Origin of the sequence: Aeromonas sp. ASNIH1 (assembly GCF_002934285.1) — a bacterium.
Lineage (GTDB): Bacteria > Pseudomonadota > Gammaproteobacteria > Enterobacterales > Aeromonadaceae > Aeromonas > Aeromonas caviae.
On sequence record NZ_CP026228.1, the window covers coordinates 4,728,009 to 4,753,026 of the forward strand.

The 25,018-nt window shown below is 56.5% G+C and carries 26 protein-coding genes and 3 tRNA genes; 14 read left to right on the plus strand and 15 right to left on the minus strand.

Going from position 1 to position 25,018, the window contains the following annotated elements:
• Positions 1-16: 16 nt before the first annotated feature.
• Positions 17-1,075, minus strand: coding sequence for a GGDEF domain-containing protein (locus C2U37_RS22765; RefSeq protein WP_104453105.1), 1,059 nt, complete (start codon positions 1,073-1,075; stop codon positions 17-19).
• Between the two features lie 918 nt (positions 1,076-1,993).
• On the opposite strand from C2U37_RS22765, the gene C2U37_RS22775 reads away from it, so the two are divergent.
• Positions 1,994-2,974, plus strand: a complete 981-nt coding sequence (locus C2U37_RS22775) for an IS5-like element IS5 family transposase (protein ID WP_026141915.1) — start codon at positions 1,994-1,996, stop codon at positions 2,972-2,974.
• Between the two features lie 507 nt (positions 2,975-3,481).
• On the opposite strand, the gene cysS is transcribed toward C2U37_RS22775, so the two are convergent.
• Positions 3,482-4,858 carry a cysteine--tRNA ligase gene (gene cysS, locus C2U37_RS22785; protein ID WP_104453106.1) on the minus strand — a complete coding sequence of 459 codons (1,377 nt, stop codon included), beginning with the start codon at positions 4,856-4,858 and terminating at the stop codon, positions 3,482-3,484.
• Between the two features lie 190 nt (positions 4,859-5,048).
• Between cysS and C2U37_RS22790 the strand changes: the two genes are divergently transcribed.
• From C2U37_RS22790 to acuI, 6 genes are all read left to right on the plus strand, one after another.
• Positions 5,049-5,546, plus strand: a complete 498-nt coding sequence (locus C2U37_RS22790) for a peptidylprolyl isomerase (RefSeq protein ID WP_010675220.1) — start codon at positions 5,049-5,051, stop codon at positions 5,544-5,546.
• Positions 5,536-6,222 (plus strand): DUF4269 domain-containing protein, encoded by a 687-nt coding sequence (locus C2U37_RS22795; RefSeq protein ID WP_104453107.1) that lies wholly within the window; start codon positions 5,536-5,538, stop codon positions 6,220-6,222. Before C2U37_RS22790 ends, C2U37_RS22795 begins: the two co-directional genes overlap by 11 nt.
• A 13-nt stretch (positions 6,223-6,235) precedes the next feature.
• On the plus strand, positions 6,236-6,961 hold the full coding sequence (gene lpxH, locus C2U37_RS22800) for a UDP-2,3-diacylglucosamine diphosphatase (protein WP_104453108.1): 726 nt from the start codon (positions 6,236-6,238) through the stop codon (positions 6,959-6,961).
• Positions 6,962-7,089: 128 nt separating this feature from the next.
• Positions 7,090-7,338, plus strand: coding sequence for a GlsB/YeaQ/YmgE family stress response membrane protein (locus C2U37_RS22805; RefSeq protein ID WP_010675223.1), 249 nt, complete (start codon positions 7,090-7,092; stop codon positions 7,336-7,338).
• Positions 7,339-7,494: 156 nt separating this feature from the next.
• Positions 7,495-8,130, plus strand: a complete 636-nt coding sequence (gene acuR, locus C2U37_RS22810) for an acrylate utilization transcriptional regulator AcuR (protein ID WP_104453109.1) — start codon at positions 7,495-7,497, stop codon at positions 8,128-8,130.
• Between the two features lie 53 nt (positions 8,131-8,183).
• Positions 8,184-9,167: an acrylyl-CoA reductase (NADPH) gene (acuI, locus tag C2U37_RS22815; RefSeq protein ID WP_104453110.1), complete on the plus strand. Its 984-nt coding sequence runs from the start codon at positions 8,184-8,186 to the stop codon at positions 9,165-9,167.
• A gap of 401 nt (positions 9,168-9,568) precedes the next feature.
• Here acuI and C2U37_RS22820 read toward each other — a convergent pair whose 3' ends face one another.
• Positions 9,569-10,531: an IS1595 family transposase gene (locus C2U37_RS22820; RefSeq protein ID WP_104453111.1), complete on the minus strand. Its 963-nt coding sequence runs from the start codon at positions 10,529-10,531 to the stop codon at positions 9,569-9,571.
• Between the two features lie 69 nt (positions 10,532-10,600).
• Positions 10,601-11,641, minus strand: a complete 1,041-nt coding sequence (locus C2U37_RS22825) for an IS481-like element ISAs19 family transposase (RefSeq protein ID WP_101613896.1) — start codon at positions 11,639-11,641, stop codon at positions 10,601-10,603.
• Between the two features lie 88 nt (positions 11,642-11,729).
• Between C2U37_RS22825 and C2U37_RS24950 the strand changes: the two genes are divergently transcribed.
• The 5 genes from C2U37_RS24950 to C2U37_RS22850 all read left to right on the plus strand — a co-directional run bounded on the left by C2U37_RS24950 (position 11,730) and on the right by C2U37_RS22850 (position 16,675).
• Entirely contained in the window at positions 11,730-12,380 is a 651-nt protein-coding gene (locus tag C2U37_RS24950; RefSeq protein ID WP_302058751.1) for a methyl-accepting chemotaxis protein, read from the plus strand.
• A 454-nt stretch (positions 12,381-12,834) separates the two neighbouring features.
• Positions 12,835-13,854 carry a Fic family protein gene (locus C2U37_RS22835; protein ID WP_199770489.1) on the plus strand — a complete coding sequence of 340 codons (1,020 nt, stop codon included), beginning with the start codon at positions 12,835-12,837 and terminating at the stop codon, positions 13,852-13,854.
• Between the two features lie 404 nt (positions 13,855-14,258).
• Entirely contained in the window at positions 14,259-15,041 is a 783-nt protein-coding gene (locus C2U37_RS22840) for a nuclease-related domain-containing protein (RefSeq protein ID WP_233768439.1), read from the plus strand.
• Positions 15,042-15,246: 205 nt separating this feature from the next.
• Positions 15,247-16,440: a DUF4041 domain-containing protein gene (locus tag C2U37_RS22845; RefSeq protein ID WP_158656305.1), complete on the plus strand. Its 1,194-nt coding sequence runs from the start codon at positions 15,247-15,249 to the stop codon at positions 16,438-16,440.
• 10 nt (positions 16,441-16,450) lie between these two features.
• Positions 16,451-16,675, plus strand: coding sequence for a hypothetical protein (locus C2U37_RS22850; protein ID WP_104453115.1), 225 nt, complete (start codon positions 16,451-16,453; stop codon positions 16,673-16,675).
• Here C2U37_RS22850 and C2U37_RS22855 read toward each other — a convergent pair whose 3' ends face one another.
• A complete protein-coding gene (locus C2U37_RS22855; RefSeq protein ID WP_005342491.1) occupies positions 16,676-17,626 on the minus strand; it encodes an IS1595-like element ISKpn3 family transposase in 951 nt (316 codons plus the stop codon). It abuts the gene before it with no gap.
• An 82-nt stretch (positions 17,627-17,708) separates the two neighbouring features.
• Here C2U37_RS22855 and C2U37_RS22860 point away from each other — a divergent pair, with 82 nt between their 5' ends.
• The gene (locus C2U37_RS22860) at positions 17,709-18,710 is read left to right on the plus strand and encodes a DUF4041 domain-containing protein (RefSeq protein ID WP_104453116.1); all 1,002 of its coding nucleotides are present in this window, start codon (positions 17,709-17,711) and stop codon (positions 18,708-18,710) included.
• 299 nt (positions 18,711-19,009) lie between these two features.
• Here C2U37_RS22860 and C2U37_RS25415 read toward each other — a convergent pair whose 3' ends face one another.
• Positions 19,010-19,108: a DUF2787 family protein gene (locus tag C2U37_RS25415; RefSeq protein WP_158656307.1), complete on the minus strand. Its 99-nt coding sequence runs from the start codon at positions 19,106-19,108 to the stop codon at positions 19,010-19,012.
• 86 nt (positions 19,109-19,194) lie between these two features.
• On the opposite strand from C2U37_RS25415, the gene C2U37_RS22865 reads away from it, so the two are divergent.
• Positions 19,195-20,282, plus strand: a protein-coding gene (locus tag C2U37_RS22865) for an IS3-like element ISAs22 family transposase (protein WP_088821966.1) whose coding sequence is annotated in 2 segments (ribosomal slippage) — positions 19,195-19,447 and positions 19,447-20,282 — 1,089 coding nt in all. Because the reading frame shifts where the segments join, the coding sequence is not laid out codon by codon here.
• Between the two features lie 34 nt (positions 20,283-20,316).
• On the opposite strand, the gene C2U37_RS22870 is transcribed toward C2U37_RS22865, so the two are convergent.
• The 9 genes from C2U37_RS22870 to pgsA all read right to left on the minus strand — a co-directional run bounded on the left by C2U37_RS22870 (position 20,317) and on the right by pgsA (position 24,849).
• Complete coding sequence (locus C2U37_RS22870; protein WP_104453117.1) at positions 20,317-20,631, minus strand: DUF2787 family protein; 315 nt, start codon at positions 20,629-20,631, stop codon at positions 20,317-20,319.
• Between the two features lie 62 nt (positions 20,632-20,693).
• Positions 20,694-21,329 (minus strand): hypothetical protein, encoded by a 636-nt coding sequence (locus C2U37_RS22875; RefSeq protein WP_104453118.1) that lies wholly within the window; start codon positions 21,327-21,329, stop codon positions 20,694-20,696.
• Between the two features lie 122 nt (positions 21,330-21,451).
• Positions 21,452-21,754 (minus strand): YkvA family protein, encoded by a 303-nt coding sequence (locus tag C2U37_RS22880; RefSeq protein ID WP_025201450.1) that lies wholly within the window; start codon positions 21,752-21,754, stop codon positions 21,452-21,454.
• The gene (locus C2U37_RS22885) at positions 21,747-22,103 is read right to left on the minus strand and encodes a hypothetical protein (protein ID WP_104453119.1); all 357 of its coding nucleotides are present in this window, start codon (positions 22,101-22,103) and stop codon (positions 21,747-21,749) included. The genes C2U37_RS22880 and C2U37_RS22885 overlap by 8 nt, the downstream gene beginning before the upstream one ends.
• 147 nt (positions 22,104-22,250) lie before the next feature.
• Positions 22,251-23,456: a tyrosine-type recombinase/integrase gene (locus C2U37_RS22890; RefSeq protein ID WP_104453120.1), complete on the minus strand. Its 1,206-nt coding sequence runs from the start codon at positions 23,454-23,456 to the stop codon at positions 22,251-22,253.
• 348 nt (positions 23,457-23,804) lie between these two features.
• A tRNA-Leu gene (locus C2U37_RS22895) sits at positions 23,805-23,891 on the minus strand.
• Between the two features lie 40 nt (positions 23,892-23,931).
• A tRNA-Cys gene (locus C2U37_RS22900) sits at positions 23,932-24,005 on the minus strand.
• 34 nt (positions 24,006-24,039) lie between these two features.
• Positions 24,040-24,115 (minus strand) — tRNA-Gly (locus tag C2U37_RS22905).
• Between the two features lie 179 nt (positions 24,116-24,294).
• A complete protein-coding gene (gene pgsA / locus C2U37_RS22910; protein ID WP_010675229.1) occupies positions 24,295-24,849 on the minus strand; it encodes a CDP-diacylglycerol--glycerol-3-phosphate 3-phosphatidyltransferase in 555 nt (184 codons plus the stop codon).
• Between the last annotated feature and the right edge of the window lie 169 nt (positions 24,850-25,018).

A 25,018-nucleotide genomic window follows, 5' to 3' on the forward strand; every position in this document is an offset into this window, starting at 1 on the left:
TCAACCCGCCCCGCTCCTATCGCGGGGCAGACACCTGACTGGAAGGAGGCGGGTTCCCGCCCTCCCCTGCGGCCCGGCGCTGGCGCTTGACCGCATACATGCTCGCATCGGCCCGGTTCAGCGCCTCCTCGACGCTGACCTCGGCCGGCATCACGGCCACCGCCCCCACGCTGGCACCGGGATAATGGATCACCTTGTCCCCCACCGGCAGTGACAGCACGCTGTGCTCGAACAGGCGCTGGCGAAACGCCGCCACCGCCCCGTCCAGCGTGTCGGCGCCCGGGAAAGGCCCCATGCCCACGGCCACGAACTCGTCCCCCCCAAAGCGGGCCAGCAGATCGCCGCCGCGCAGGGTCTCGCTCAGTTGCCGCGCCATGGCGGTGAGCAGCCTGTCCCCCGCCTCGTGGCCATGCTCGTCGTTGATGGCCTTGAAGCCATCGAGATCCACAAAGGCGATGAGCACCGGATGCCCCGCCCGCTCCGACAACGAGAAGAGGCGGGTGAGTTCGAGCATCAGGGCGCGGCGATTGGGGAGCCCGGTGAGGGGATCGGAGAGGGCCAGGCGCGAGAGCTCGTCGTTGGCCTGCTGCAATTGCCGCAGCAGTTGCTCCCGCTCCACCTGTTCGGCAATCAGGTGCGCGAAGAAGGCAATGAGCTGCTGCGCCCCCGCCACCGCGGGTTTTTGTTCGGTACTGGCGCCGCACAGGGTGCCATAGAGGGAGCCGGTAGAGGTGCGCACCGGGCTGCTCAGATAGGAGCGAATGCCGAGCTCGCTGGCCGCCTGGGAGTCCCCCCACAGAGCGGCGACGTCGTCGGTGTAGCCAATCTCATCGTCGATGGCACGGCGACACAGGGTATCGCTCCACTCCACCGTCATCCCCTCGGGGATCTGCAGCCCGGCCGCATTGCGGGCAAACAGAACATGCTGGCTGCTTTGCCCGAGGTCAATCTCGGTGAGATAGGTCGACTCCAGCCCGGTCACCGACGCCAGCATCTCCAGCAAGGGGCGGGTCAGGCTCTCCAGATCCCGCGCGTTTATCATCTGCTCCGAGAGCGCCAGCAAAATTTTATCCATGCCTACCTCCACTACTGCGTGCATCTGATGGGCGGCTACCTTAGCCAACTCGGGGCGGGCCCGACAAGTGGCAGACCGCGATTGACCGGGGGAAAGATCGATTTGTTCACATTTTGGCATAACCGGACCCCAAGCGGCGTCGCCATGCGAAACACAGGGGCACAACTCTGCCCTCGCCCCTGGGTGCCGGGTCGATTCCCGCCACGTATTCGTCCACGGTAATCATCCCCTCGCCCCTTGAGGGAGAGAGTCAAGGTGTGGGGTCATTCACCGTCATTTGGCATGGCTACGCCGTAGGGTCGGTAGGGTCGGTAGGGTCGGTAGGGTCGATTAGCGAAGCGTAATCGTCCGCAGTAACCATCCCCTCTCCCCTTGGGGGGAGGGTTAGGGTGAGGGAGCGGTAACCTCATTGCCTGGCGAATGCCGCCCCACGCCTCAATGGCACGGCTTCGCCATGCAGGACGCGAGGACTGAGTCCTCGACGGGGTTTCGCGCGCCAGCCTCGGCGACTTCGGTTTGATCCCCTCTCCCCTTGGGGGAGAGGGTCAGGGTGAGGGGTCGGTAACGTCATTGCCTGGCGAATGCCGCCCCACACCTCAATGGCACGGCTTCGCCGCGCAGGACGCGAGGACTCCGTCCTCGACAGGGTTCCACCCGCCAACCTCGGCGACTTCGGTTTGATCCCCTCTTCCCTTGCGGGAGAGGGCTAGGGTGAGGGGTCGGTAACGGCATTGCCTGGTGCAATGTCGTCCCACGTGTGAATGGCATGGCTTCGCCATGCAGGACACGAGGGCGCGGCCCTCGACAGGGTTTCGGCTTTGTCCCCTCTCCCCTTGGGGGAGAGGGCTAGGGAAGGTGCGAACAAGTCCCTGATATGAGATCATGTTTGTCATCTGGAGCCATGAAAAAGGGTTCATCATGAGTCATCAGCTCACCTTCGCCGACAGTGAATTCAGCAGTAAGCGCCGTCAGACCAGAAAAGAGATTTTCTTGTCCCGCATGGAGCAGATTCTGCCATGGCAAAACATGGTGGAAGTCATCGAGCCGTTTTATCCCAAGGCTGGTAATGGCCGGCGACCTTATCCGCTGGAAACCATGCTACGCATTCACTGCATGCAGCATTGGTACAACCTGAGCGATGGCGCGATGGAAGATGCTCTGTACGAAATCGCCTCCATGCGTCTGTTTGCCCGGTTATCCCTGGATAGCGCCTTGCCGGACCGCACCACCATCATGAATTTCCGCCACCTGCTGGAGCAGCATCAACTGGCCCGCCAATTGTTCAAGACCATCAATCGCTGGCTGGCCGAAGCAGGCGTCATGATGACTCAAGGCACCTTGGTCGATGCCACCATCATTGAGGCACCCAGCTCGACCAAGAACAAAGAGCAGCAACGCGATCCGCAGATGCATCAGACCAAGAAAGGCAATCAGTGGCACTTTGGCATGAAGGCCCACATTGGTGTCGATGCCAAGAGTGGCCTGACCCACAGCCTAGTCACCACCGCGGCCAACGAGCATGACCTCAATCAGCTGGGTAATCTGCTGCATGGAGAGGAGCAATTTGTCTCAGCCGATGCCGGCTACCAAGGGGCGCCACAGCGCGAGGAGCTGGCCGAGGTGGATGTGGACTGGCTGATCGCCGAGCGCCCCGGCAAGGTAAGAACCTTGAAACAGCATCCACGCAAGAACAAAACGGCCATCAACATCGAATACATGAAAGCCAGCATCCGGGCCAAGGTGGAGCACCCGTTTCGCATCATCAAGCGACAGTTCGGCTTCGTGAAAGCCAGATACAAGGGGTTGCTGAAAAACGATAACCAACTGGCGATGTTATTCACGCTGGCCAACCTGTTTCGGGCGGACCAAATGATACGTCAGTGGGAGAGATCTCACTAAAAACTGGGAATAACGCCTTAAATGGCGAAGAAACGGTCTAAATAGGCTGATTCAAGGCATTTACGGGAGAAAAGATCGGCTCAAACTGAAAAAATGAAATGACTGAGTCAGCCGAGAAGAATTTCCCCGCTTATTCGCACCTTCCCAAGATGAAGCCACGGACTGGCACGGTATTGGCTCCCCCTGCAATCCGCCGAGTCGAGTTCAGCGGGTCAGGAGCGCCATCAGGGATGATGGCGCAGCCGCAGTCGGCACAGGGATGTGCCGTCTGCTGCGCTCCGTCCGACCCGTTGGACGAGACGAGGGAACCCGCGAAGCGGGCGGTTTGCCGGGGGAGAAGACCTTTGGTGACTTTGGGTCTTTCCAAAGTCACTCGCCCCAGCCCGAAGGGCGGGCGAAACACCTTCGAGGGCAAGGCCCTCGCCCAAACAAAAACCGCAGCCCCAGGGCTGCGGTTTTCTTATTGGCTCAACCTGTTGGCACTAGGCGCCAACAGGGCCACCGGCCTTAGGCACGGCGCCAGCTGGTCTTGCCGGCGCTGTCTTCCAGCACTATGCCCATCTCGGTGAGACGGGCTCTAGCGGCATCGGCAGCAGCCCAGTTCTTGTCGGCGCGGGCCTGGTTGCGCTCGGCGATCAGGCGCTCGATCTCGGCGACCTCTTCGTCCGCTTCGTCACCCTTGAGGAAAGCATCCGGATCCTGTTGCAGGATGCCGAGCACGGCGCCCAGTTCCCGCAGACGGGCGCCCAGTGCGGCGGCAACGGCCATGTCTTCACCCTTCTGGCGGTTGATCTCGCGCACCAGATCGAACAGGGCGGAGTAGGCTTCCGGGGTGTTGAAGTCGTCGTCCATGGCATCAACAAAGCGGGCCACCTGCTCGTCGCCACCGGCAGCAGCGGCCAGCGGCAGATCCCGCAATGCGGTGTACATGCGCTCCAGGGCGGCGCGGGCCTGCTTCAGGTTGTCTTCCGAGTAGTTGAGCTGGCTGCGGTAGTGGCCGGACATCAGGAAGTAGCGCACGGTTTCGGCGTCGTAGTGGGCCAGGACGTCACGGATGGTGAAGAAGTTGCCGAGGGACTTGGACATCTTCTCCTTGTCCACCATCACCATGCCGCTGTGCATCCAGGTGTTGACGTAGTCGCCGCCGTGGGCGCAGCAGGACTGGGCGATCTCGTTCTCGTGGTGGGGGAACTGCAGATCGGAGCCGCCGCCGTGGATGTCGAAGTGGTTGCCAAGGTGCTTGGAGTTCATGGCGGAGCACTCGATGTGCCAGCCGGGGCGACCCGGACCCCAGGGGCTGTCCCAGGTCGGCTCGCCGGGCTTGGACATCTTCCACAGCACGAAGTCCAGCGGGTTGCGCTTGGCATCCACCACGTCGACCCGGGCACCGGCCTGCAGCTGCTCCAGATCCTGGCCGGACAGCTTGCCGTAGTCGGCGTAGGAGTCGACGATAAACATCACGTCGCCGTTGTCCGCCACGTAGGCATGCCCTTTTTCCAGCAGGGTTTCGACCAGGGCGATGATCTCGCCGATGTGCCGGGTGGCGCGGGGTTCGATGTCAGGGCGCACCATGCCGAGGGCGTCGAAATCCTGGTGCATGTCGCCGATGAGGCGCTCGGTGAGATCGTCACAGGTCACGTGCGTTTCGGCGGCGCGCTTGATGATCTTGTCGTCCACGTCGGTGACGTTGCGCACATAGTTCAGCTCGTAGCCGCTGTAGCGCAGGTAGCGAGCGACGACGTCGAAGGCGACGAAGGTGCGACCGTGGCCGATATGACAGTGATCATAGATAGTGACGCCACACACATACATGCCCACCTTGCCCGGGTGGATAGGTTTGAATTCTTCTTTTTGACGAGTGAGTGTGTTGTATATCTTCAGCATCTTATGACCACTGCCTGTGAGTAAAATGGCCTGCCATTCTAACCGCATCCGGTATAGAAAACGAGGCGCAAAAGCCGACTCTCCCCCCTGCCATCTATGCCGCAGGGCCCTGATGGGCTAGAATTGCCACCACTTTATGCCATACACCTGCGAGCACCTTGCCGCTCGCGTCAAAATGAAAGGACAACTCATGGTCACTCTACACACCAACCACGGCGACATCACCCTCACCCTGAACGCGGAAAAAGCCCCGGAAACCGTGGCCAACTTCCTGCAATACTGCCGTGACGGCCACTACGACAACACCATCTTCCACCGCGTCATCGACGGCTTCATGATCCAGGGCGGCGGCTATGCCCCGGGCTTCGAAGAGAAAGAGACCCGCGCCCCCATCAAGAACGAGGCGGCCAACGGCCTGTCCAACAAGGTCGGCACCATCGCCATGGCCCGCACCATGGAGCCGCACTCCGCCAGCGCCCAGTTCTTCATCAACGTGAACAACAACGACTTCCTGGACTTCAAGTCCGCCACCACCCAGGGCTTCGGCTACTGCGTGTTCGGTGAAGTGACCGCCGGCATGGACGTGGTCAACAAGATCAAGGGCGTGAAGACCGGCAACTACGGCCGCATGCACCAGGACGTCCCGACCGAAGACGTGGTGATCACCAAGGTGACCCTTGCCGAGTAATCCCTGCCGGCCAGGCTCTGATACCACTGCGGCCCCGGCCGCAGTTTTTCCATCTGCCGCCCCCAACTGGCGCCGCCTCGACTATCTGGCCCGTGGCAACGCACGCCAGCGCTCGGCCCATGCCCTGCTGAGTGCCGGCCTGTGGGATGAGCTTGGCCGCCTGTGCGACGATATGGCCCTGGTGAGCACGGTCGCCATCGGGCTCGACCGGCCCGGCAGCGATCTCGACATCCTCTGCCAGCACCCGGACCCGGCCTCTCTTGCCGCGACGCTGGCAACCCAAGGCTGGCAGGTACGAAGCAAGGGCGAGCAGGTCTGGATCGCCGAGCAGAGCCGTCGCGGGCCCGATGGCCAGTGCTGGTCCCTTGAGCTCTATATCACCCCAGATCCCCTCGAGCACCTCAACGGCTGGCGCCACCTCAGCCTGATGGCCGCCCTGCTTGAGCGCTTTGGCGCCCCCTTCCACCGGGAGGTGCTGCGCCTGCGCGTTGATGAAGGGCTCAAGGGGGAAGCGGCCATGTGCCGCCTGCTGGGTCTGTCCGGCGACCCTTACGAGGCGTTGCTGACCCTGGAGGGCGTCAACCTTGCGGGGCTCTGCTGCCCTTCCCTCCCCCACCCGCTCGACGAGCAAGGTCACAGGCCTTGTCCGCCCCCAGGCGGGACTCTCTTACCATGATGCCCAGGAACTCATGAGCACCCTCTTTATCAGTGACATTCACCTCAGCCAAGGCAGGCCAGACATGACGGCGGCCCTGGTGCGCTTTCTGGCCGAAGACGCGCCCGGCGCCGACGCCCTCTATGTGCTGGGGGATCTGTTCGAATTCTGGATTGGGGACGACGACCCCAACCCGCTCCACCGCGAGGTGGCCGATGCCTTTCTCGCCCTGAGCCAGCAAGGGGTGCCCCTCTATTTCATTCACGGCAACCGCGACTTCCTCTTGGGGCGCCAGTTTGCCAAACGGGCCGGCATGACCCTGCTCGGCGACCCCTGCGTCATCGAGCTGTACGGCGAGCGGGTGCTGCTGAGCCACGGGGATCTGCTCTGCACCCGGGACGAGGGCTACCAGAAGTTTCGCCGCATCACACAACTCAAATGGCTGCGCTGGCTCTTCCTGCGCCTGCCGCTCTCGCGCCGCCAGGCCATCGCCCACAAGATGCGCGGCCAAAGCCAGATGGAGAATGCCCAGAAGAACCAGATCATCATGGACGTGACCCCGGAGGCGGTAGACGAGATGCTGCGCCAGCACGGTTGCCGCCTGATGATCCACGGCCACACCCACAGGCCCGCCATCCACGACTTCACCCTGGATGGGCGTGCGGCGCGGCGCATCGTGCTGGGAGACTGGTTCGAGCAGGGGTCGGTGCTGGTGTGCTCCCCCGCCGGGCAGCGCCTCGACACCCGCGCGCTTGGCTGAAGTCCTCTGCCTGCCATGGTCATGAGCGAGTCTCATATGACCGTTTCTGACTCACGCCGTGCTGCGGCGGGATACAAGCAGGATCCCTGCATATACTCTGGTTCTCTGCACACAATGAGGAGATGACCATGGGATTTCTTACTTGGGTGGTACTGGGGCTGATCGTCGGCATCCTGGCCAAATGGATCATGCCGGGCAAGGATGGCGGCGGTTTCTTCATGACGGTGATCCTGGGGGTGGTCGGCGCCATGGTGGGGGGCTATGTCAGCACCTTGCTTGGGATGGGAACGGTCACCGGCTTCAACCTGCCGAGCATCATCATCGCCACCGTTGGCGCCCTGATCGTGCTGTTTGTCTACAACAAGCTGCGCAGTTGAGACCCAGCCACCCATCGATGAGAGGGCGCCAATGGCGCCCTCGCTGTTTTCTGCCCCGCTGGCGCCAGCTTGCTGCGACCACCCGATCTCATCCCCCGCACCTTAGCCCGGCGCCGGGCTTGCATCATTTCTAGTAGAGGCGTCTAATAACCCCCCATGCCAACCAGCGACGCTCTGCCCCGCCGCCCTCGCGGCCGCCCTGCCCAGCACGGGCACACCTATGCCGACACCCGGGATCTGTTGATCCGCCGGGGCATGGAGCTGCTGACCGAACAGGGCATCGCCGCCACCTCCATCGAGCGGGTATTGCAGTCGACCGGGATCCCCAAGGGCTCCTTCTATCACTACTTCGCCACCAAGCACGACTTCACTCTGGCGGTCATGGATGCCTATCACCATTACTTCTGCCGCAAGCTGACGCGCTATCTGGAGGATGAGAGCCTGCCTCCCCTGGCCCGCCTTGTCGCCTTCGTCGACAGCGCCTGCCGGGGCATGACCCGTTATGCGTTCCAGCGGGGCTGCCTTGTGGGCAACCTGGGTCAGGAGGTGGTGCAACTGTCCCCCGAGCTGCGCCTGCGCCTCGAGCAGATCCTCCTCGACTGGGAGGCGCTGCTCGCCCGCTGCCTGAGGGATGCCGTGACGGCGGGGGAGCTGCCCCCTGATTGTGACTGCCCTGCCCTCGCCCATCAGTTCTGGATCGGCTGGGAAGGCGCCGTACTGCGCGCACGCCTGGTGGGCGATACCGAGCCCATGCTCTCTTTTCTCCGCTTTTTCATGACCTTGGCCAAATAGGTTTTTTTACGAAGATTAATAGTCAGTCAGTCCAATTAATGGGAGTAGACAAGATGTTCAACGGTATTCTGATCGAGAAAGACGAGGCGGGTTATCGCGCCAGCTACCAGAGCCTCTCCGAGGAGATGTTGCCTGCCGGGGATGTGACCGTGGCGGTAGAGTGGTCTTCCCTCAACTACAAGGATGGCCTGGCCCTCACCGGCGCCTCCCCTGTGGTACGCCGCTTCCCTCTGATCCCCGGCATCGACTTTGCCGGTACCGTGCTGGAGAGCCAGCATCCCGACTGGCACCCCGGCGACAAGGTGGTGCTCAACGGATGGGGCGTGGGCGAGACCCACAGTGGCGGGCTGGCAGAGCGGGCACGGGTCCGGGGCGACTGGCTGGTCGCCCTGCCTGAGCGCTTCCAGCCCCGGGACGCCATGGCCATCGGCACCGCAGGGTACACCGCCATGCTCTGCGTGATGGCATTGGAGAAGCACGGCATCACCCCCGGTGACGGTGACATTCTGGTGACGGGCGCCAACGGCGGTGTTGGCAGCGTGGCGATCACCCTCCTGGCCAAGCTGGGCTATCGAGTGGTGGCCGCCACCGGGCGGCTGCACGAGGCCGACTATCTGACGTCCCTCGGCGTCGCCGAGGTGATCGATCGCGCCGAACTGGCCGCGCCGGGACGCCCGCTGGGCAAGGAACGCTGGGCCGGCGTCATCGACACCGTCGGCAGCCACACCCTGGCCAATGCCTGCGCCACTACCCGCTACGGCGGCGCCGTGGCCGCCTGCGGTCTGGCGGGAGGGATGGACTTCCCCTCCACCGTCATGCCCTTCATCCTGCGCGGCGTTACCCTCTATGGCATCGACAGCGTGATGGCACCGCGCCCGCTGCGTCAGCAGGCCTGGGCCCGACTGGCCGAGGATCTCGACCTGACCCGCCTCCATCTCCTCACCCGGGAAGTGCCTCTCTCCCAAGTCGTGACCCTGGGGGATGCCTTCCTGGCAGGCCAGGTGCGCGGCCGGATCCTGGTCAATGTCCAGGGGTGATGACTGACGCGATATGAGCCTGCTCGCCTGACCAGGTCAGGCGAGCCTCTCCAGGGCATTTCGCAGCTACACGGAACGTCACCCCTCCTTCCCATCGTCCATGACAATGGACAACAGATGCGTTCAAATACTCAAGTGCAGGTTTCCCGGACAGAGGGACCGAAACACCTCTATATGCCGCACCTTCCCGCTGCACGCCCTCCCCCATCGATGCAGACAACCGTCACTCCTCACCGACAAGCCCCTGCCCTGGATACCCGTATTCGCCGAAATGAAGCCCTGTTCGCCCACGACTGCGAACCATTGTCTTGCCCACTGACAGACCCCCGTTAAACAATCGATGCATCGAACAAATAATTCAGAATAGGAATACGTTTTATTTATCACCGCATATAAAAAGGCTATGTCCCAATTACGTGTTGCATCGGGTGCCCTAGCGCCTCATGCAAACACATCTTGGTATTTACCTCCCTGCCGTAACGTTCCAGCATCCTGCGCCAGCCCAGATAATTCCTCAGGTAGTGGGTTGCGACTCCATGGAATCGTTCCATCCACTCCTTCAACCGCCGGTGATATCCGTTCACATGCTGGATGTGGTATGCCCCAATGACTCGCTCACCTCGACGGTTGTACACCACCTGATGTGTTATGCCCCGCGCTTGGCTGAAACTGGCATACACCCCTGCACCATCACTGCAAAGCACTGCATCGGGCGCGATGAGTGGCTGCAACACCGCTTTCACCGTCTGCGCATCCAGCCTTTCCAGCTGAAAGTCGGCTTGATGGCCCGCCCTGTCCTGCACCACCATCACCGGGATGTAATCCCGCCCGGTCCCCCGGGTACGCCCTTTCCCGCCACGATGTCTTGCCGGACGAGGCAACCCTCGCTGCCCCTTGAACGATTCGAGGAAGAAGGTTTCATCCACTTCAACAATGCCTTCTTCCCGTGTTGCCTGGTGGTTTGCCATCGCCTTCAGGAAGCGGTGACGCCACAAGAAGGCGGTGTTCTTGCAAACACCGCAGCGGACGGCGGCCTGGCGGACAGTGAGCCCGTCGATGAGAGCCTGGGCGTAGTCCTCCCAATGCTCAGCCTTACGTAATCTGGCCAAAGGCGTCTTGGTGAGGAGGGAGCTGGTTCGCCGACACTGCTTACCACGGTAACGACGCAGCCCACGGCTCCAGCCCCAGGGGGCCAGCTGGGTGGCATACGCCTGGCAGTGGGGACAGCCGCAGCATGTGGGTAACTGGGCATGGAGGGACGTAATCGGGTGTGGAGCGGCGAGCTCATGCTGAGCGACACGGCGCTGACGCAGAGTAAGTAATGGAAAGAGGGACAACAGGTGTTGGAAGGCTGGCGTATCCATGATGAAGGTCCTCGCGGTGATGTACAGATCTAGTTATCACCTGACACCGGCCTCAAACCGGTGTCTTGTTTACGCTACTTTAGTGCGCACTTCCTTCGGTATCAATTTCAGACCCTTTTTGAACATGCTGTAGGGGGTTTGACCCTCCATCATCCTGCCCTGATGTGGCCGCTGGGTGTTGTAGTGATCCAGATAGCTGTCCAGGTCTGTCTGCATCTGCTCCACTGATTCATACCAGGTCGTCCTCCCCTTGATACGGAAGTGTTCATCCAGCAGGGTGCGATGTAGCCGCTCGATAAAGCCGTTGCTCTGCGGCCTGCGTACCTTAGTGGTCCGGTGCGCAATCCCCTCCAGTTGCAGGAACAGCTCGTAGGGGTGATGGTCAGGGCGCCCGCAGAACTCGCGCCCGTTGTCCGACAGGATGGTATAGACCCGCGCCTCGTGAGCCTCGAAGAACGGCAGGACCGTTTCGTTGAGCACATGGACCGAGGTCACCGGCAGCTTGCTGGTGTAGAGCCGTCCCCAGGCGTGGCGGCTGTAGCAGTCCAGTACGGTTTGCAGATACACCTTGCCCACCCCCTTGAGTGCGCCGACGAAGAAGGTGTCGACCGCCACCAGTTCCCCGGTGTAGTGAACCTCAATTTGGCGTTCGCGAAACTCGGGGCTGAAGCGCTCGAGCAGGCGGATCTGCTCGTCATTGAGCTCAATCGTCTGTTCCCTGTGGGTTTTCTCGAGGCGCAACAAGCGGTCATGCTTGGAGAGCAAGTCGTGCCGTTGCCATACGCCACGCACACCGCCCGCACTGACGTTGATGCCTTGCAGAGCCAGTTCTTGCGCGACCCGCAGCGGGCCATGGGTTGGTCTGGTGAGAGAGTAATCGAGGATGGCCTGTTCAATCTCGGGAGCGACCCGGTTGGGATGAGCGCCTTTACAGCCGGGGAGTTTGTCGAGCAAGCCCTCGGCGCCATAGGTCTGATAGTTACGGCGAATTTCGTAGAACTGCTGACGGCTGTAGCCGATGAGCTTGCAGGCTTTGCTGACGTTATTGAGCTCTTTGGCGAGCTCTAGCAGGCTGAGTTTACGACGTGCTACTTTCTCGTTGGTGGTCATACGGTGACTCCGGATAACACGGTAGGGGTACCGTTTTGTTATCCGGTTTGAAGCCGTATGACCACTCCCTTTTGTGGGCAACTGTCAGGTGAATACCATCTCCATACAAAAAGGCCATGAAGTCTGGCTGGAGGCAACCTACAACGCTGTGCGGGGCAGCCATGGCAAGGTGATCAAGGTCATCAAGTTTGCCTCCAATATCACCCCGCAGATCAGCAAAGATCAGGCCGTACAACATGTGGCCAAGGTGGCAAATGAAACATCTGTCACAACCAAATCCTCCGCCATCAAAGGAGAGGATATGTTGACCACCGTCGTCTCCACTTCGGACAATATTGTCAGGCAGATGGAACATGCCAGCACCTTGATGAGCAAGCTCCACGCTCAATCCCAAAATATCACCGCCATCGTATCCACCATCAGCAGCATTGCAGACCAGACCAACCTGCTCGCGCTCAATGCCGCCATCGAAGCGGCGAGAGCCGGCGAACAAGGCAGGGGCTTTGCCGTCGTGGCCGATGAAGTTCGTCAACTGGCGGCAAGAACCTCCCTATCGACCAACGAAGTAGCCAATGTCGTCAGCCAGAATCAGCAGCTCACCAGGCAGGTCAGCGAGCAGATCCAGTCCGCGGCAGACGGCGCCATCCACGGGCAAAAGCAGATCGATGACGTTGCAAAAGTGATGGAGGAGATAAGACACGGAGCAGAAGAGGTGTCGACCATCATCTCGGAACTCTAGATAAATCTGGGAAGCACTCCGGAGCCTGCCATCGAGCAGGCTCTTTGATGTTCACACCAGGGGCCGTAGCTTGGCACTTGCAGATTCAAGAGATGAACCGGCTCTTCAGGTCGCGGCCATTCTGACAGTCAATTGACTAGAAACAAAAAGGCCACTATTGCTAGTGGCCTTATTAAGTCTTTGATTTTAATGGTGCCTGAGGCCGGAATCGAACCGGCACGACGCGAACGTCGAGGGATTTTAAATCAAAGAGATTCGTTTGCACCTCATTGCATGAAATAGCAAGCAGATGGAGCGAGTAACACCGCTAATTCACAACGAATGGCACCATGTCATAGGTCATCGCATACCGCTTATCACAGAATTCACAAAGATACGCCGCCGTGTTGGTCTTGCCCCCGATCTGATAATCTCTGAGCCTTCGCATTTGCAATCGTTTCAGTCGGAGTCCCCCATGGCAGCCTATTCCCCTCCCTTCACCCTGACCCACGCCATGTTGAGCCGGGTGGCGGAGATCGCCGAATTGGTGGGGCAATGGCGCTCGACGCAGAGCTCGCAAGTGCCCATGCTGCGCCGGGAAAACCGGATCCGCACCATCCAGGCCTCCCTGGCCATCGAGCACAACACCCTGAGCCTGGAGCAGGTCACGGCGGTGATCGACGGCAAACCTGTGTTGGGATTGCCCCGTGAGATCCAGGAGGTGCGCAATGCGTTTGCCGCTTATGAAGCAATGTCGGCTTGGGCCCCTACCTCTTCTGCGGATTTGCTCAGGGCCCATGGACGTTTGATGCACGGGTTATGCGATGACGCAGGGCAATGGCGTAGCAGTGGGGTCGGCATCTATCGGGGTGAGCAATTAGTGCATATGGCTCCCCCCCCGACTCAGGTTCCGCGTCTGATGGAACAACTGGTGCAATGGTTGGCAGAAACAGAGGCCCATCCCTTGATCGCCTCTTGTGCCTTGCACTACGAGTTGGAGTTTATCCACCCCTTTTCCGATGGAAATGGTCGTATGGGACGCTTGTGGCAAACGGTGATCTTGAGCCGTTGGCAACCAGTGATGGCCTTCCTGCCGGTGGAAGCGATCATCAAAGAGCGCCAAGAGCACTACTACCACCAATTAAGTCAGGCCGACAGGCTGAGTGACTGCACCGATTTTATTCTGTTTCTGCTAGAGGCGCTGCAAGATGCGTTGGCCGAAGCGATTGCCGCACAGCCGACATCTCAGCCCACCCCGCCAGAAAAAGTGAGGGTAGAAATGCCGGTAGAAATGCCGGTAGAAATGCGGGTAAAAACGCCGGATGCGGTGTTGGCTATCTTGGTGGCTGAGCCGACCTTGACCCTTAAACAAGTAGCCGAGCGGATAGGCAGATCGACCAGCACGGTGGAGCGAGCGGCGGCGGCGTTGGTTAAGGCGGGACGATTACGCTTTGTTGGTCCACGCAAGGGTGGGCATTGGGAAGTGTTGTCATAGGACTGCTTGCTAAGGCCACCGAGTGAGTTGCTACAGCCGCCCAGCTTCCGGGTCGCATCAGTAAACATACAACCAGCCAAGTAAACCCAAGCGCAACGAACCCCATTTGCGCACAAAGGGGGGCGCAGTAACTCTCTGTTTTATCTCACTAACACCACAAGGTGTAAGATCTCCATTGGGGATAATCAGATACTGTGATACTTGCCCCACATCCCAATGGATAGACTCCTATAGGTCAGCTAACCTGACCTCACCACATCCCCAAAAAGACGCATGAAATGGAATTCTCGTCGCTCGCGGTATCTGTTCTGGCAACTACTGGCTTGTTCTTGTGCCCAATATTCTTATCTGTCGGGATCATCTTGTTAATAAGAAAAAGGCTTCGCTCACATAGGGTCAGCCCGTTGACCGCCGACCTGCTCAGGCCAGCGGGTCACACCCTGCAACAGCAAATCCAGGACCTGCAGATAGACCTCTTTTCCCAAATGCTATTCACACCATTGACCATGATGATGATCGGGTTCTACCTCTTGTTACAGAGCTACATCGATAAGAAGGCTATGAGCACGACTGTGATGCTGACTTCTGGGGTAGTCATGCTGAGTCTCTTTATCTATGGCACAACCAAAACTTACAAAATGGCCAACAAGGTTCAACACCTCAAGCTGGGTTACTCCTGTGAACTGGCAGTGGGTCAGGAGCTGGACCAAATCGTTAGGCCCCAACAGCACCCCTATCGGGTTTACCACGATATCCCGTTTGATGGATTCAACATCGACCATTTGATCATCTGCCCTAACGGGGTCTTTGTCATCGAGACTAAGGGTCGCTCCAAACCCATCAACAATGGAGAAAAACAGTTCAAGGTTCGGGTCGAAAATGATGCGCTTCACTTCCCAAACCATGTTGAAAAAGCGCCGCTCGAACAGGTCCGCCGTAACGTCACCACTGTGCGTAACTGGCTCAACAGTGCAACTGGGACCGAAGTCCCGGTAGGTGGCGTTCTGGTTCTACCTGGCTGGTTTGTGGATTTACGCCAGAAGATCACCTTCCCCTACATCGTCAGTGCCGCTGCACTCCCCAAGCAACTCCCCCAATTTAGGGCAGGCTCACTAGAACTCGCCCAGATCCAGGCCATAGCGCACCAGGTAGAGCAAAAAGTACGGGACGTCGCCAAGGCTGGCTAAGAAGACTGTATTGCTGACAGAGATTTCACCAATCGGCAAACTGAGTAGCCTACGTTAGTGAGGGGGCTTGCAGGTGTAGATACAAGCAGAGACACTTCAGAGCATCGCTAGGGAAGGTGCGAATAAGTCATATGGCACGAGAGCATTTAATGGTAACCCATTGATATTAAATGACTAAAATTTTCATTTTTTGTTCGTGGGATACTTGTTCGCACTTTCCCTAGAAGGACTTGCAAAGCACTATAAAGAGATTGAAACTAATATAGAGCATGGTCTAAAGGACTTTAAGACACTGAACGAATGTATCGCACAGACCAAAAATGTTTCCAAGTATATCGACATTGGCTTACCGCCGCCTACGTTCAGATTATGGGATAGCGAATCCTTAAAGGAAAACATTAAAAAATGTAGGGACGAGCAATATAATTGCATCGCTAGGGGTAGTGCTACCTATGTAATATCAGATTGGACATGGTTTGGCAGTAAATCTGATGGTGCAAAAATGGCAGGGGATTACCGAAAATTATTGCTGAAAGCCTTTAATGCAGAGTTTGAGACAATACGAAAACAAATGCGCCTTAATAGTTATGAAGTCGCTTTGAAAAAATTGTATAGATTGAATGAACAACTCACAAAATTAGGAGAGACCGTCGGTGCATACATTACAACGCAATATCTTGATTTTAAAGTTAAAGAACTGACCGTTTGGCATCAAGAGCTGGTTAGGCTTGAAGAGTTGAAGCAGATAAAGAAAAAACAACAAGCCCAACTCAGGGCACAGAAGTCGTCCGGTGATGATGTGGATGAGCTGGATGAGGAAATCGGAGTCACGGAGTCACAATTAAGAAGAGCAAAGCGGGCGGCAGAAAAATTGGTCGGCGAAGAGCGGGCTAGGATGCAGTTGCGCATTGATGAGATTGAGGAAGAAAAGCGTCGGCTGGAAGAGAAGTACAGTCGCGCCATCTCACAAGCCCAATTGACCCGAGCCGGATATGTATATGTGATTTCCAATCACGGTAGCTTTGGTGAGGATGTGGTGAAAATTGGCATGACGCGACGCTTGGAGCCCATGGATCGCATCATTGAGCTGGGAGACGCCAGTGTCCCATACAAGTTTGATGTCCATACCTTAGCGTTTGTTGAAGATGCACCAAAAGTGGAAAGAGCGCTGCACGAACTGTTTTCGGAGAATCGCGTTAATAAGGATAACTTTCGAAAAGAATTTTTCTTTACTGATCCAAAAATAGTTAAAGAAGCAATGGAAAAAATGGGAGTCGAGTCAGATTGGTACTTTGAAGCTGAAGCAAAAGAGTTCCGTGAGAGTGAACTGATCCGCACTACATTAAATGCTAAAAAAAGCAGCATGACACTGTCTTCCATATTACCTGCCAGCATCTAGGAGAAACGCGATGTTGATTACAAGCATTATCAGTATCATTCTGGCTCTGGTATTTTCCTTTTATTGCTATCAAAAGCACAATAAATTAAAACCTCTTTATGATGAGCTGGATCGACACTTTGCGCCCGTAGAAAGAGAGAAATCCAGGCTGGATGAGATCGAAGTTAGGTATAGGTTACTTCAGCAAAACTACCAAAGTGGTAGAGCTACATTGACGCTGCAAGAAGATTCCTGATTACCCATGACCCTCAGCCAGCTTCAAGAGCCGATATGGCATCGGAGGGCTTGCCACGACTGCATGCCCCAATTCAACCAACATGCTCTTGAGGTCAAAACGATGATTAAACCGGAAGCAGTATTCCGCAAGATGCCTTGGTAAATGCTTCGCTCCGAGCGTATGGCAACTGCCCCGCAGCGAGTTTTTCACATTTCCTATCATCGTGTTTACCCAGTTGAATGCCGGATGATCCAGCCAGTCCAGGTTGCCCCCGGTGACAACACCCAGGTGCTCACAATTGGCCTCCTTGACCGCTTTGAAACAGGCCAATCCATCGGATATCACCGCGCTACCACTGGCAATATGCCGTTTTGCCCAATCAGCAACGGACTTGGTTTTGAAACCATCGACCACCGTCATCCGCATCTTGATTGGATGTCCTTCCTTGTTCAGGGCCACTGCTGCCACAAACGGCGTCTTGCCTGCCGCGCCCCGACCCCGTTTACCACCACGGCGCTCGCCACCCCAGTAGACATCATCGAGCTGAATGATGCCGCTGATGGGCTGCTTGTCATCGGACTCTTTCATGGCTTGCAGCAGCTTGTGCTTGAGCATCCAGGCGGTGTCATATTTGACGCCCAACTGGCGCTTTAGCTCCATCGCTGACAAGCCTGTTTTGGTTTGTGACAACAGGTGCATTGCCAGAAACCACTTGGTCAGTGGGAGCTTGGTGTTTGCGAAAATCGTGTTTCCAGTCAATGACATCTGGTGACGGCAGTGATTGCATTGCCACACACGTGGCCGCCTTCTCAGGCGACAACAGGTCTTGTTGGCACATTCAGGGCAGACAAAGCCGTTAGGAAAACGCCAAGTGAACAGCGCGTTTTCGCACTGAGCCTCAGTGCCATAGTCCTTGAGAAACTCAAACAGGCTGTAGCCTTTCTGGAATTGGATTTTGCTTTTGGCCATGATCTCGCACCTCGATAACTGTACGTAAGATCAGTATAGTTCGTGGTAACTGACTGCTAATCATGGGTAATCAGGAGAAGATTTGATCAGCCAATATGACATTGGCATAGGGACTGTAGATCAGGCAATGTATAAGTGCTCCAAGGATTCATCCAGTTTAGATGCACTAAACCTGAGGCTCGCCAAAGTCCAGAGTGAAGCAACGCTACTGGTAAAGAATAAGCAAGCTTGCATCTGTACGTTAGGCGATAACTTCGTAGTCAATAACAGCAAGGCAAAAGCAAAAACTCTGATTAATCGTGAGATAAAATTGCGTCTGAGATGCTTCGATAATGAGGTGAACGCAGCTATTTCATTGGCAGACTGGAACAACATCAATCGCCTGATAAGCCGTATCCGACGCAGTTTTGATGAGATCAATGATTGCGGTAAAATAATAAAGACTCAGCTCCAAACTCCCTACCTTTTGCTAAAGCTTGAGGAACTAATGCTTTCCTATGAAGTAATAAAATTGACGTCAGATATAAAGGAGAGTGAACGAGAGGAAAATAGGCTACAAAAAGAGGCCGAGCGTGAAGAGGCAAAGATAAAATCTGCGGCAGAAAAAGCAACAAAAAATAGGGAGTTGATGGAAAAGCTGATTCAAAATGAATTGAGTAAGCTTGATTCCGCAACTGAGGAACAGCGTGAATTGCTGGCAATGCACCAACAAGAATTGAAAATCCTTAAGCAACGCGAGCAAAGGGCTGTATCGATGGCACAGATCACCCGCGCTGGTTATGTATATGTGATCTCGAACGAACTGTCCTTTGGCACTGACATTGTAAAAATTGGCATGACCAGACGAGTAGACCCGTATGATCGTGTTCGTGAGTTGGGTGACGCCTCAGTACCGGACACTTTCGACGTACACGCGATGTTTTACTGTGAGGACGCACCGGCGCTTGAATCGGCGCTCCATAAGCGGTTTGCTGATGTCAGGATCAATCTGGTCAATAACAGGAAAGAGTTCTTCAGGGCTACACCGGATGCTGTGATTGCCGCTGCTGAACTAAATGGCATCGAAGTGATCCGAGCGGCGTAGCGAACAGCGCTTGGTGGAATAACACCATTAGGGATACACATATATCTGTCTTTTCTCCCTCCTCGCTGATGACAAAAAAACAAGCCTCCCAGCCACAGGCCGGGGATACTTGTTTTGTGGATCAGGTGAGAGGGACACCTGAAACAGACGAAGGATGGACTAACCTACTGAGCCGCTGACCGGTTTTGAGTTGGGTTAGTCCATGGCTCCTTGCCCTGCATGGAAAGGTAAACTCCACAGCACCACTGCCAGTGCCGAACCGCCGCGGGTTCCTGTTCCTCTCCTGTCCGGTGCGACGGTTACGCAGCCACTGAGACGGTAAACACGCCCATCTGGTAGTAACTGACGAAGTTCGACTCCCACATCGTATAGAGCTCCCTGGCCGACGCTGGTCCCATCTGGCCGTAACGGAGGGTAATCCCCCCGAAAAACTGAGGTGCTCATAAGTAGAATTTTCTCGTATCTTGAACGCAGGAGGTTCTACATGAAAACATCACGCTTTAGCGATGCACAGATCATCGCCATCCTCAAGCAGGCCGAGTCTGGTTCACCCGTCCCTGAGCTCTGCCGTGAGCATGGCATCAGCTCCGCCACCTTCTACAAGTGGCGCTCCAAATTCGGTGGCATGGATGCCTCTCTCATGGCGCGCCTCAAAGAGCTGGAAGAGGAAAATCGTCGCCTTAAGAAGATGTATGCCGAGGAGCGCCTAAAGGCTGAGATCATCTCCGAGGCGATGGCAAAAAAGTGGTGACGCCATCTGCCCGCAGGGAGATGGCGACCAAGGCTGTGGCTCATTACGCCATTTCTATCCGTCTGGCTTGCCAGGTGTTCAAGGTGAGCGAGGGTTGCTACCGTTATCAGCCCGTGCTGGCTGATGAAAACCAGGAGATTGCCGACTGGCTACTGCGCCTCACCGCCAACCAGCGCAACTGGGGTTTCGGACTGTGCTTCCTGTACCTGCGTAACGTCAAAGGCTTTGGCTGGAACCACAAGCGGGTCTACCGGATCTATCGGGCGCTAGAGCTCAATCTGCGGATAAAACCCAAGAAGCGGCTAGTACGCGCCAAGCCGGAGCCGTTGGCAGTCCCTGACCAACCGAATCACTGTTGGTCGATGGACTTTATGCATGACCAGCTCAGCGATGGTCGTTCGGTGCGGTTGTTTAATGTGATCGATGACTTCAATCGCGAAGCACTGTGCATCGAGGTGGATTTTTCCTTGCCTGCCTCGCGAGTCAAACGGGTGCTGGAGCAGGTCATCGAGTGGCGGGGCAAACCAGCCGCAATCCGCTGTGATAATGGTCCGGAATACATCAGCGAAGAGCTCAAGCAATGGGCGCAGCAGAAGAGGATTGCGCTGAGGTATATCCAGCCAGGCAACCCGCAGCAGAATGCCTACATAGAGCGATTTAACCGCACTGTGCGTTACGACTGGTTGGGCCATTACCTGTTTGAGTCACTGAATGAGTTACAGGAATTTGCCACGAACTGGCTGTGGGTTTATAACCATGAGCGGCCCAATATGGCGCTGGGCGGCTACACGCCGAAACAGCGCTTGGCACAGGCCGCATGACCTCTACTTTTGAGTGCTCCAAAAAATGGGGGGATTACCGGAGCAGGTAGTATTCTTCGCTCAAAAAGTTGAAGTCGATCTCTTTGACCAACTCCGCCATATCATCCGGCCCCTGATAGCTAAAGTCTGTCACGTAATCGAACTGCCACTGGTCTCTACGCTTTAGCAGCCGTATTTCTACCGGATGAAAGCCGCCACGAACCGGGCCGTAATCCGGGTCTCGGAAGTTGAAGACCAGACTGGATTTTCCCTTCAGCACCATTCCAGATCTAACCAGTTCCAGATCCAGAATACTCATCAATGCCTGACTGACAGGCAGGGCAAAATCGCCCGCAAATGGGATCGTCATAATCACCTCAGATTGGTTGTTTGGGGGGGCTCACCCTTGGACAGGTGAGCACTATGCAGGGGTTATTCGATGGTAGAAGTTACGGTACAGAGCTCATTGGTTAGCGACCCCCAGCGCTCAAGGTAATCAGGTACCAGTTCGTGCAGCATCGGATTACCGTCAGCCTTCTGGACCAACTTCAGCCCGTCCGAGCGCAGAATGGCTGATAAGAATCCGGCGTTGTTGGCGCTGCCACCTTTAAACAGTCGCTTCATGACGCTGGATTTAAACGGCTTGTCAGCGGGCAAGGAGCGCAAGATGCCGTCAATCTCTGACAACGCAATCCACTCCTTGCTATGCAGACCCCCGCCCTGATTGCCGGTAATTTTCAGGAACAGCTCGCCACTCTCTTCATGACGACCAATGGCATAGAAAATCAGCCCTTCTGATCGGGCACTGAGTTTCTCGGCGGTATGGTTGAGCAAGGTGTGTATGGGGGCAGGGCCGCCGGGCACGGAGTCTGCGGTGTCGCCGGGTCCAGGCCTGGCCTTGTCGGCGTCAGCCGCAAGGGCTGGCGAGAGGGGGTCGGCGCAGCCGCTTGCTCCGGAGGTGAGTGGGGGCTCTGTGGTTGGCGCGGTGTCGGGGGTGTTTGATGCTGCTGCCGTATTACTGACAGGTTTAGGGGTCTCTTCAACGCGGTGTTTACGGGGTCTTGCCATGATAGTTTCCTTACAACGTCGTTAGATAACCGGAGATTGCGATCTCCAGATCATCGGTAGATGGGTCATAGATAAAGGGTCATAGAAAACGCGATAGCGTGACAGGACCGACTCCATCACTGTCACAGTGATCTCATTCGGTCTTTCGCGGATTGGCGGTGGTGCGACTTAACCGGTAATGCTGCTAATGCCGAGGTGATGACCGATAAATCATCCAGATAACCGGCAAATGGAATGGGATCGGGTACTACGTCGAACGGATTTACCAGATAAGCCAGCGCACCGATGATGAGCGCATAGCACCAGACCGGCAGATCGCCATCCGTGAGCAGGACATACAACAGCACGGCCTTCTCCAGCAGCTCCTTAATCCCCTTGATCTCTTTTAACTTGCGCATGATGTCGCTATGGCTGGGGTTACTCATGGTGCATCGCCTCCAGGGTGGGAAGCAGCGGTGCATCTGAGTGGATCAACAGGTATATCCCCGCCCCCTCATCGTTGAGGATAGTCAGCAGCAGACGCCAATCTTCGGATATGGCGAGCTCTTGCTCCGGGTAACGCAAACCGAACATCACCTGATTCTGGATATGCTGCGGTAAGACCTGAAACTCACTGACCGAATCACCCTGCTCGATAATGACCAGACTGCAACCGGTCGCGTCCCAGAATGCCCTCGCCTCCTCTACTGATGAAAAGGGCTCGATAATTTGCTCCATGACCATTGGATAAATGTCCGGGTAGGCCGCGAGCAATGTCTCCTCCGGCCATTCCATACAAGTTTTCATCGTGTTTCTCTCCAACAAAAAGGCCCTTAAGCTCAGATGAACTTAAGGGCCTGGGAACTGTGAAATGTGGACCAACAGCTGATGTGACAGCGCTGTCTGGTTATTAATATCTGTTTATAAACAATACCTTTTCGGTCACTCCGCCTGGATCATAGACGAGAGACCTTCGCTGATATTGCGACTACGCTCAGAGGTCAGCTTGGCATACCGCTGGGAGGATTGAATGCTGGCGTGTGCCAGTTGCGCCTTCACGTCATACAGGCTGTATTGACCGGAAGAGACCAAGGCACTGGCGACAGAGTGGCGAGCTGTATGGAAGCAGACCTCATCGCGGTCTTCGATACCGGCCTTCTGCAACACCCGTTCATAGGCACATCTGGGTTCACCGATGGGCTTGCCCTGACAGCGAATATGCTGGCTCGCGAACACATAGGGATTACCGGCTATTCTGGGGAGCTTCTCCAGAATATCGATAGCCAATGTGCTCAGGTAAATGATCCGGCTCTTGCCATTCTTGGTCAGGGGTACGAACAACGTCTTATCCTCCCAGTTCACATGTTCCCATTTAGCGAGTAACACCTCTGATTTTCTTGCCCCCGTCAGGTAGAGCATCGCAATGAAGCTGCCTGCGGCTTGATTGCGATCCTGCAATGCCACCTCAATGACCCGTTTCATCTCTTCAATCGATAGGAAGCGTGTCCTGGCATTGTCCTCCTTCAACAGCTTGATCTTGGCCGCCTCGTTGGTGTCCAGAATGCCCCAGCGCACCGCATAGCTACCCATGGTCTTTAACTGGGCCAGCACACGGTTGGCGGTACTCGGTGCGTAGGCCGTCTGCTGAGGGTTGTTAGGGTGAACCATCTCCGATTGCAACTGCAGGACATCCATCGCCTTGAGCTGTCGGTAACGTATGGCCCCAAAGCGTGGTTCTATGTTGTGTTTGAACCGCTGAATATCGCTGTTGATCGACCGCTTGCCGATGGTCTTGAGGTGCGGCAAAAAGGTCTGCCAGAAGAACTCCGAAAGGGTGGGCTCAGTTTTGTAGCTATCCCGCTCTGCTACCGGGTCGATGCCTTCTGCCAACATCGCCTTGTACTTGCGGGCAATGGTCCTGGCTTGGCTCACATCGATATCGCCGAATCGCCCCAGGGCGATGCTGCGTTTCTTACCCTGGAGGGTATAGCGCAGTAGGAAACGCTTACTGCCCTGGCTTTTTCCTGACAAGAGTTTTAAGCCGATGACCTCTGTATCGGAGAACTCCAGTTCAGTAGCGCCTGCGTCTCGTTGTTGTGCGGGCAAAGCCTTGATGGCTGCATTGGTAAAGCGAAATTTGGTCTGCATAGATACCTCCGATGATAGGTTGGATCATGGGATTAATATCTGTTTCAAAGGGGGTTCAATGCGGGTTTGGGAAGTGCGCGGCCAAGACGTAACAGCACGCCACGCTTGCCTTAGTACCAGAGACAGACCCCGGAAAAGTCCGGAGCAGTAGCCTACCAAACGTCCTTGGCTATGTTGGAAGACTGAGCAGGTTGTTCGCAACGAATTGCAGGAAGTAGTAAGTCGCTTAGACAAGAAATGGACAAGAAAGGAAAAGTGAGAGAGGGAAAACGCTGGGGAGCAAAAACAAAAACGACGCAATGAAGCGTCGTATCTGTTTAATCTGTAAGGCTTTTTCTTCAATTTTAATGGTGCCTGAGGCCGGAATCGAACCGGCACGACGCGAACGTCGAGGGATTTTAAATCCCTTGTGTCTACCGATTTCACCACTCAGGCACCGCAATCGGTATCAAGTCCGCGGGCGGGCTTGTCAATATGGAGGCACGTTCCGGAGTCGAACCGGACTAAACGGATTTGCAATCCGCTGCATAACCGCTTTGCTAACGCGCCATGCAAAAGAGAGAAACTCTCTATTGTCTGAATTTGGAGCGGGAAACGAGACTCGAACTCGCGACCCCGACCTTGGCAAGGTCGTGCTCTACCAACTGAGCTATTCCCGCATCGGTCTGGCTGACTGCCTGACTGTGATAACGCATTCTAGCGATGTTCCCCGCCCAGTCAACCAAAAACATTTAATACGCTGATCGTTCGGGTGTTTTTTACCCTTGTCCCACACTTTTGGCGCTCATGGCCGTTTCTCGGCGCCAGTGGCAGAGAAACGGCCATCTTCCCGTCGGGACTAGAACCGGGAGTGGTAGCTGAGATCGCCCCAGGCTGCCTTCATGTACTGGAACATGGACCAGAAGGTGAGCACGGTGGCCACGTAGAGCAGCACATAGGCGAGCCACACCATCCAGATGTCGTATTGCCAGATGAGGCCGGTGAGCGACACCATCTGGATCATGGTCTTCCATTTGCCAATCCAGCTGACCGCCACCGAGGAGCGCTTGCCAAGCTCGGCCATCCATTCACGCAGGGCGGAGATGATGATCTCCCGGCCAATCATGGTCATGGCGGGGATGGTGACCCAGACGGTGTTGTAGTGCTCGACGATGACCACCAGGGCCGCCGCCACCATGATCTTGTCGGCTACCGGATCGAGGAAGGCGCCAAAGGCGGTGGACTGGTTCAGCTTGCGGGCAAGATAGCCGTCAAACCAGTCGGTTGCGGCCGCCAGGATGAAGACGATGGCCGCCGCCATGTAGGACCACTGATAGGGAAGGTAAAACAGGATGACGAAGACGGGGATGAGCAAAATCCGAAAGAACGTCAGCAGGTTAGGAATATTTGTCATTATTTTCAGCCACTTCTTGTATGCCGCTACATGGTAGCCCCAAGCCGATCGCGGATGCAACCGAACTGGCGCCCGCCTTGGTCCATTAATCCATCAATAACCTCAGGATGCCGGTCATTATGGCATTTGGGAGCCCCCTGCGTCACGGCTCTTGTGCGCAGGCGGCACG

Coding starts and splice junctions, on each gene's coding strand:
- C2U37_RS22835 (WP_199770489.1), top strand. CDS start 12,835: ATGGCAGCCTATTCCCCTCCCTTCACCCTGACCCACGCCATGTTGAGC.
- C2U37_RS22775 (WP_026141915.1), top strand. CDS start 1,994: ATGAGTCATCAGCTCACCTTCGCCGACAGTGAATTCAGCAGTAAGCGC.
- lpxH (WP_104453108.1), top strand. CDS start 6,236: ATGAGCACCCTCTTTATCAGTGACATTCACCTCAGCCAAGGCAGGCCA.
- C2U37_RS22890 (WP_104453120.1), bottom strand. CDS start 23,456: ATGCAGACCAAATTTCGCTTTACCAATGCAGCCATCAAGGCTTTGCCC.
- C2U37_RS22885 (WP_104453119.1), bottom strand. CDS start 22,103: ATGGAATGGCCGGAGGAGACATTGCTCGCGGCCTACCCGGACATTTAT.
- C2U37_RS22880 (WP_025201450.1), bottom strand. CDS start 21,754: ATGAGTAACCCCAGCCATAGCGACATCATGCGCAAGTTAAAAGAGATC.
- cysS (WP_104453106.1), bottom strand. CDS start 4,858: ATGCTGAAGATATACAACACACTCACTCGTCAAAAAGAAGAATTCAAA.
- C2U37_RS22820 (WP_104453111.1), bottom strand. CDS start 10,531: ATGGATACGCCAGCCTTCCAACACCTGTTGTCCCTCTTTCCATTACTT.
- pgsA (WP_010675229.1), bottom strand. CDS start 24,849: ATGACAAATATTCCTAACCTGCTGACGTTCTTTCGGATTTTGCTCATC.
- C2U37_RS22875 (WP_104453118.1), bottom strand. CDS start 21,329: ATGGCAAGACCCCGTAAACACCGCGTTGAAGAGACCCCTAAACCTGTC.
- acuI (WP_104453110.1), top strand. CDS start 8,184: ATGTTCAACGGTATTCTGATCGAGAAAGACGAGGCGGGTTATCGCGCC.
- C2U37_RS22870 (WP_104453117.1), bottom strand. CDS start 20,631: ATGACGATCCCATTTGCGGGCGATTTTGCCCTGCCTGTCAGTCAGGCA.
- C2U37_RS22825 (WP_101613896.1), bottom strand. CDS start 11,641: ATGACCACCAACGAGAAAGTAGCACGTCGTAAACTCAGCCTGCTAGAG.
- C2U37_RS22805 (WP_010675223.1), top strand. CDS start 7,090: ATGGGATTTCTTACTTGGGTGGTACTGGGGCTGATCGTCGGCATCCTG.
- acuR (WP_104453109.1), top strand. CDS start 7,495: ATGCCAACCAGCGACGCTCTGCCCCGCCGCCCTCGCGGCCGCCCTGCC.
- C2U37_RS22855 (WP_005342491.1), bottom strand. CDS start 17,626: ATGGCCAAAAGCAAAATCCAATTCCAGAAAGGCTACAGCCTGTTTGAG.
- C2U37_RS22790 (WP_010675220.1), top strand. CDS start 5,049: ATGGTCACTCTACACACCAACCACGGCGACATCACCCTCACCCTGAAC.
- C2U37_RS25415 (WP_158656307.1), bottom strand. CDS start 19,108: ATGGGACCAGCGTCGGCCAGGGAGCTCTATACGATGTGGGAGTCGAAC.
- C2U37_RS22850 (WP_104453115.1), top strand. CDS start 16,451: ATGTTGATTACAAGCATTATCAGTATCATTCTGGCTCTGGTATTTTCC.
- C2U37_RS22765 (WP_104453105.1), bottom strand. CDS start 1,075: ATGGATAAAATTTTGCTGGCGCTCTCGGAGCAGATGATAAACGCGCGG.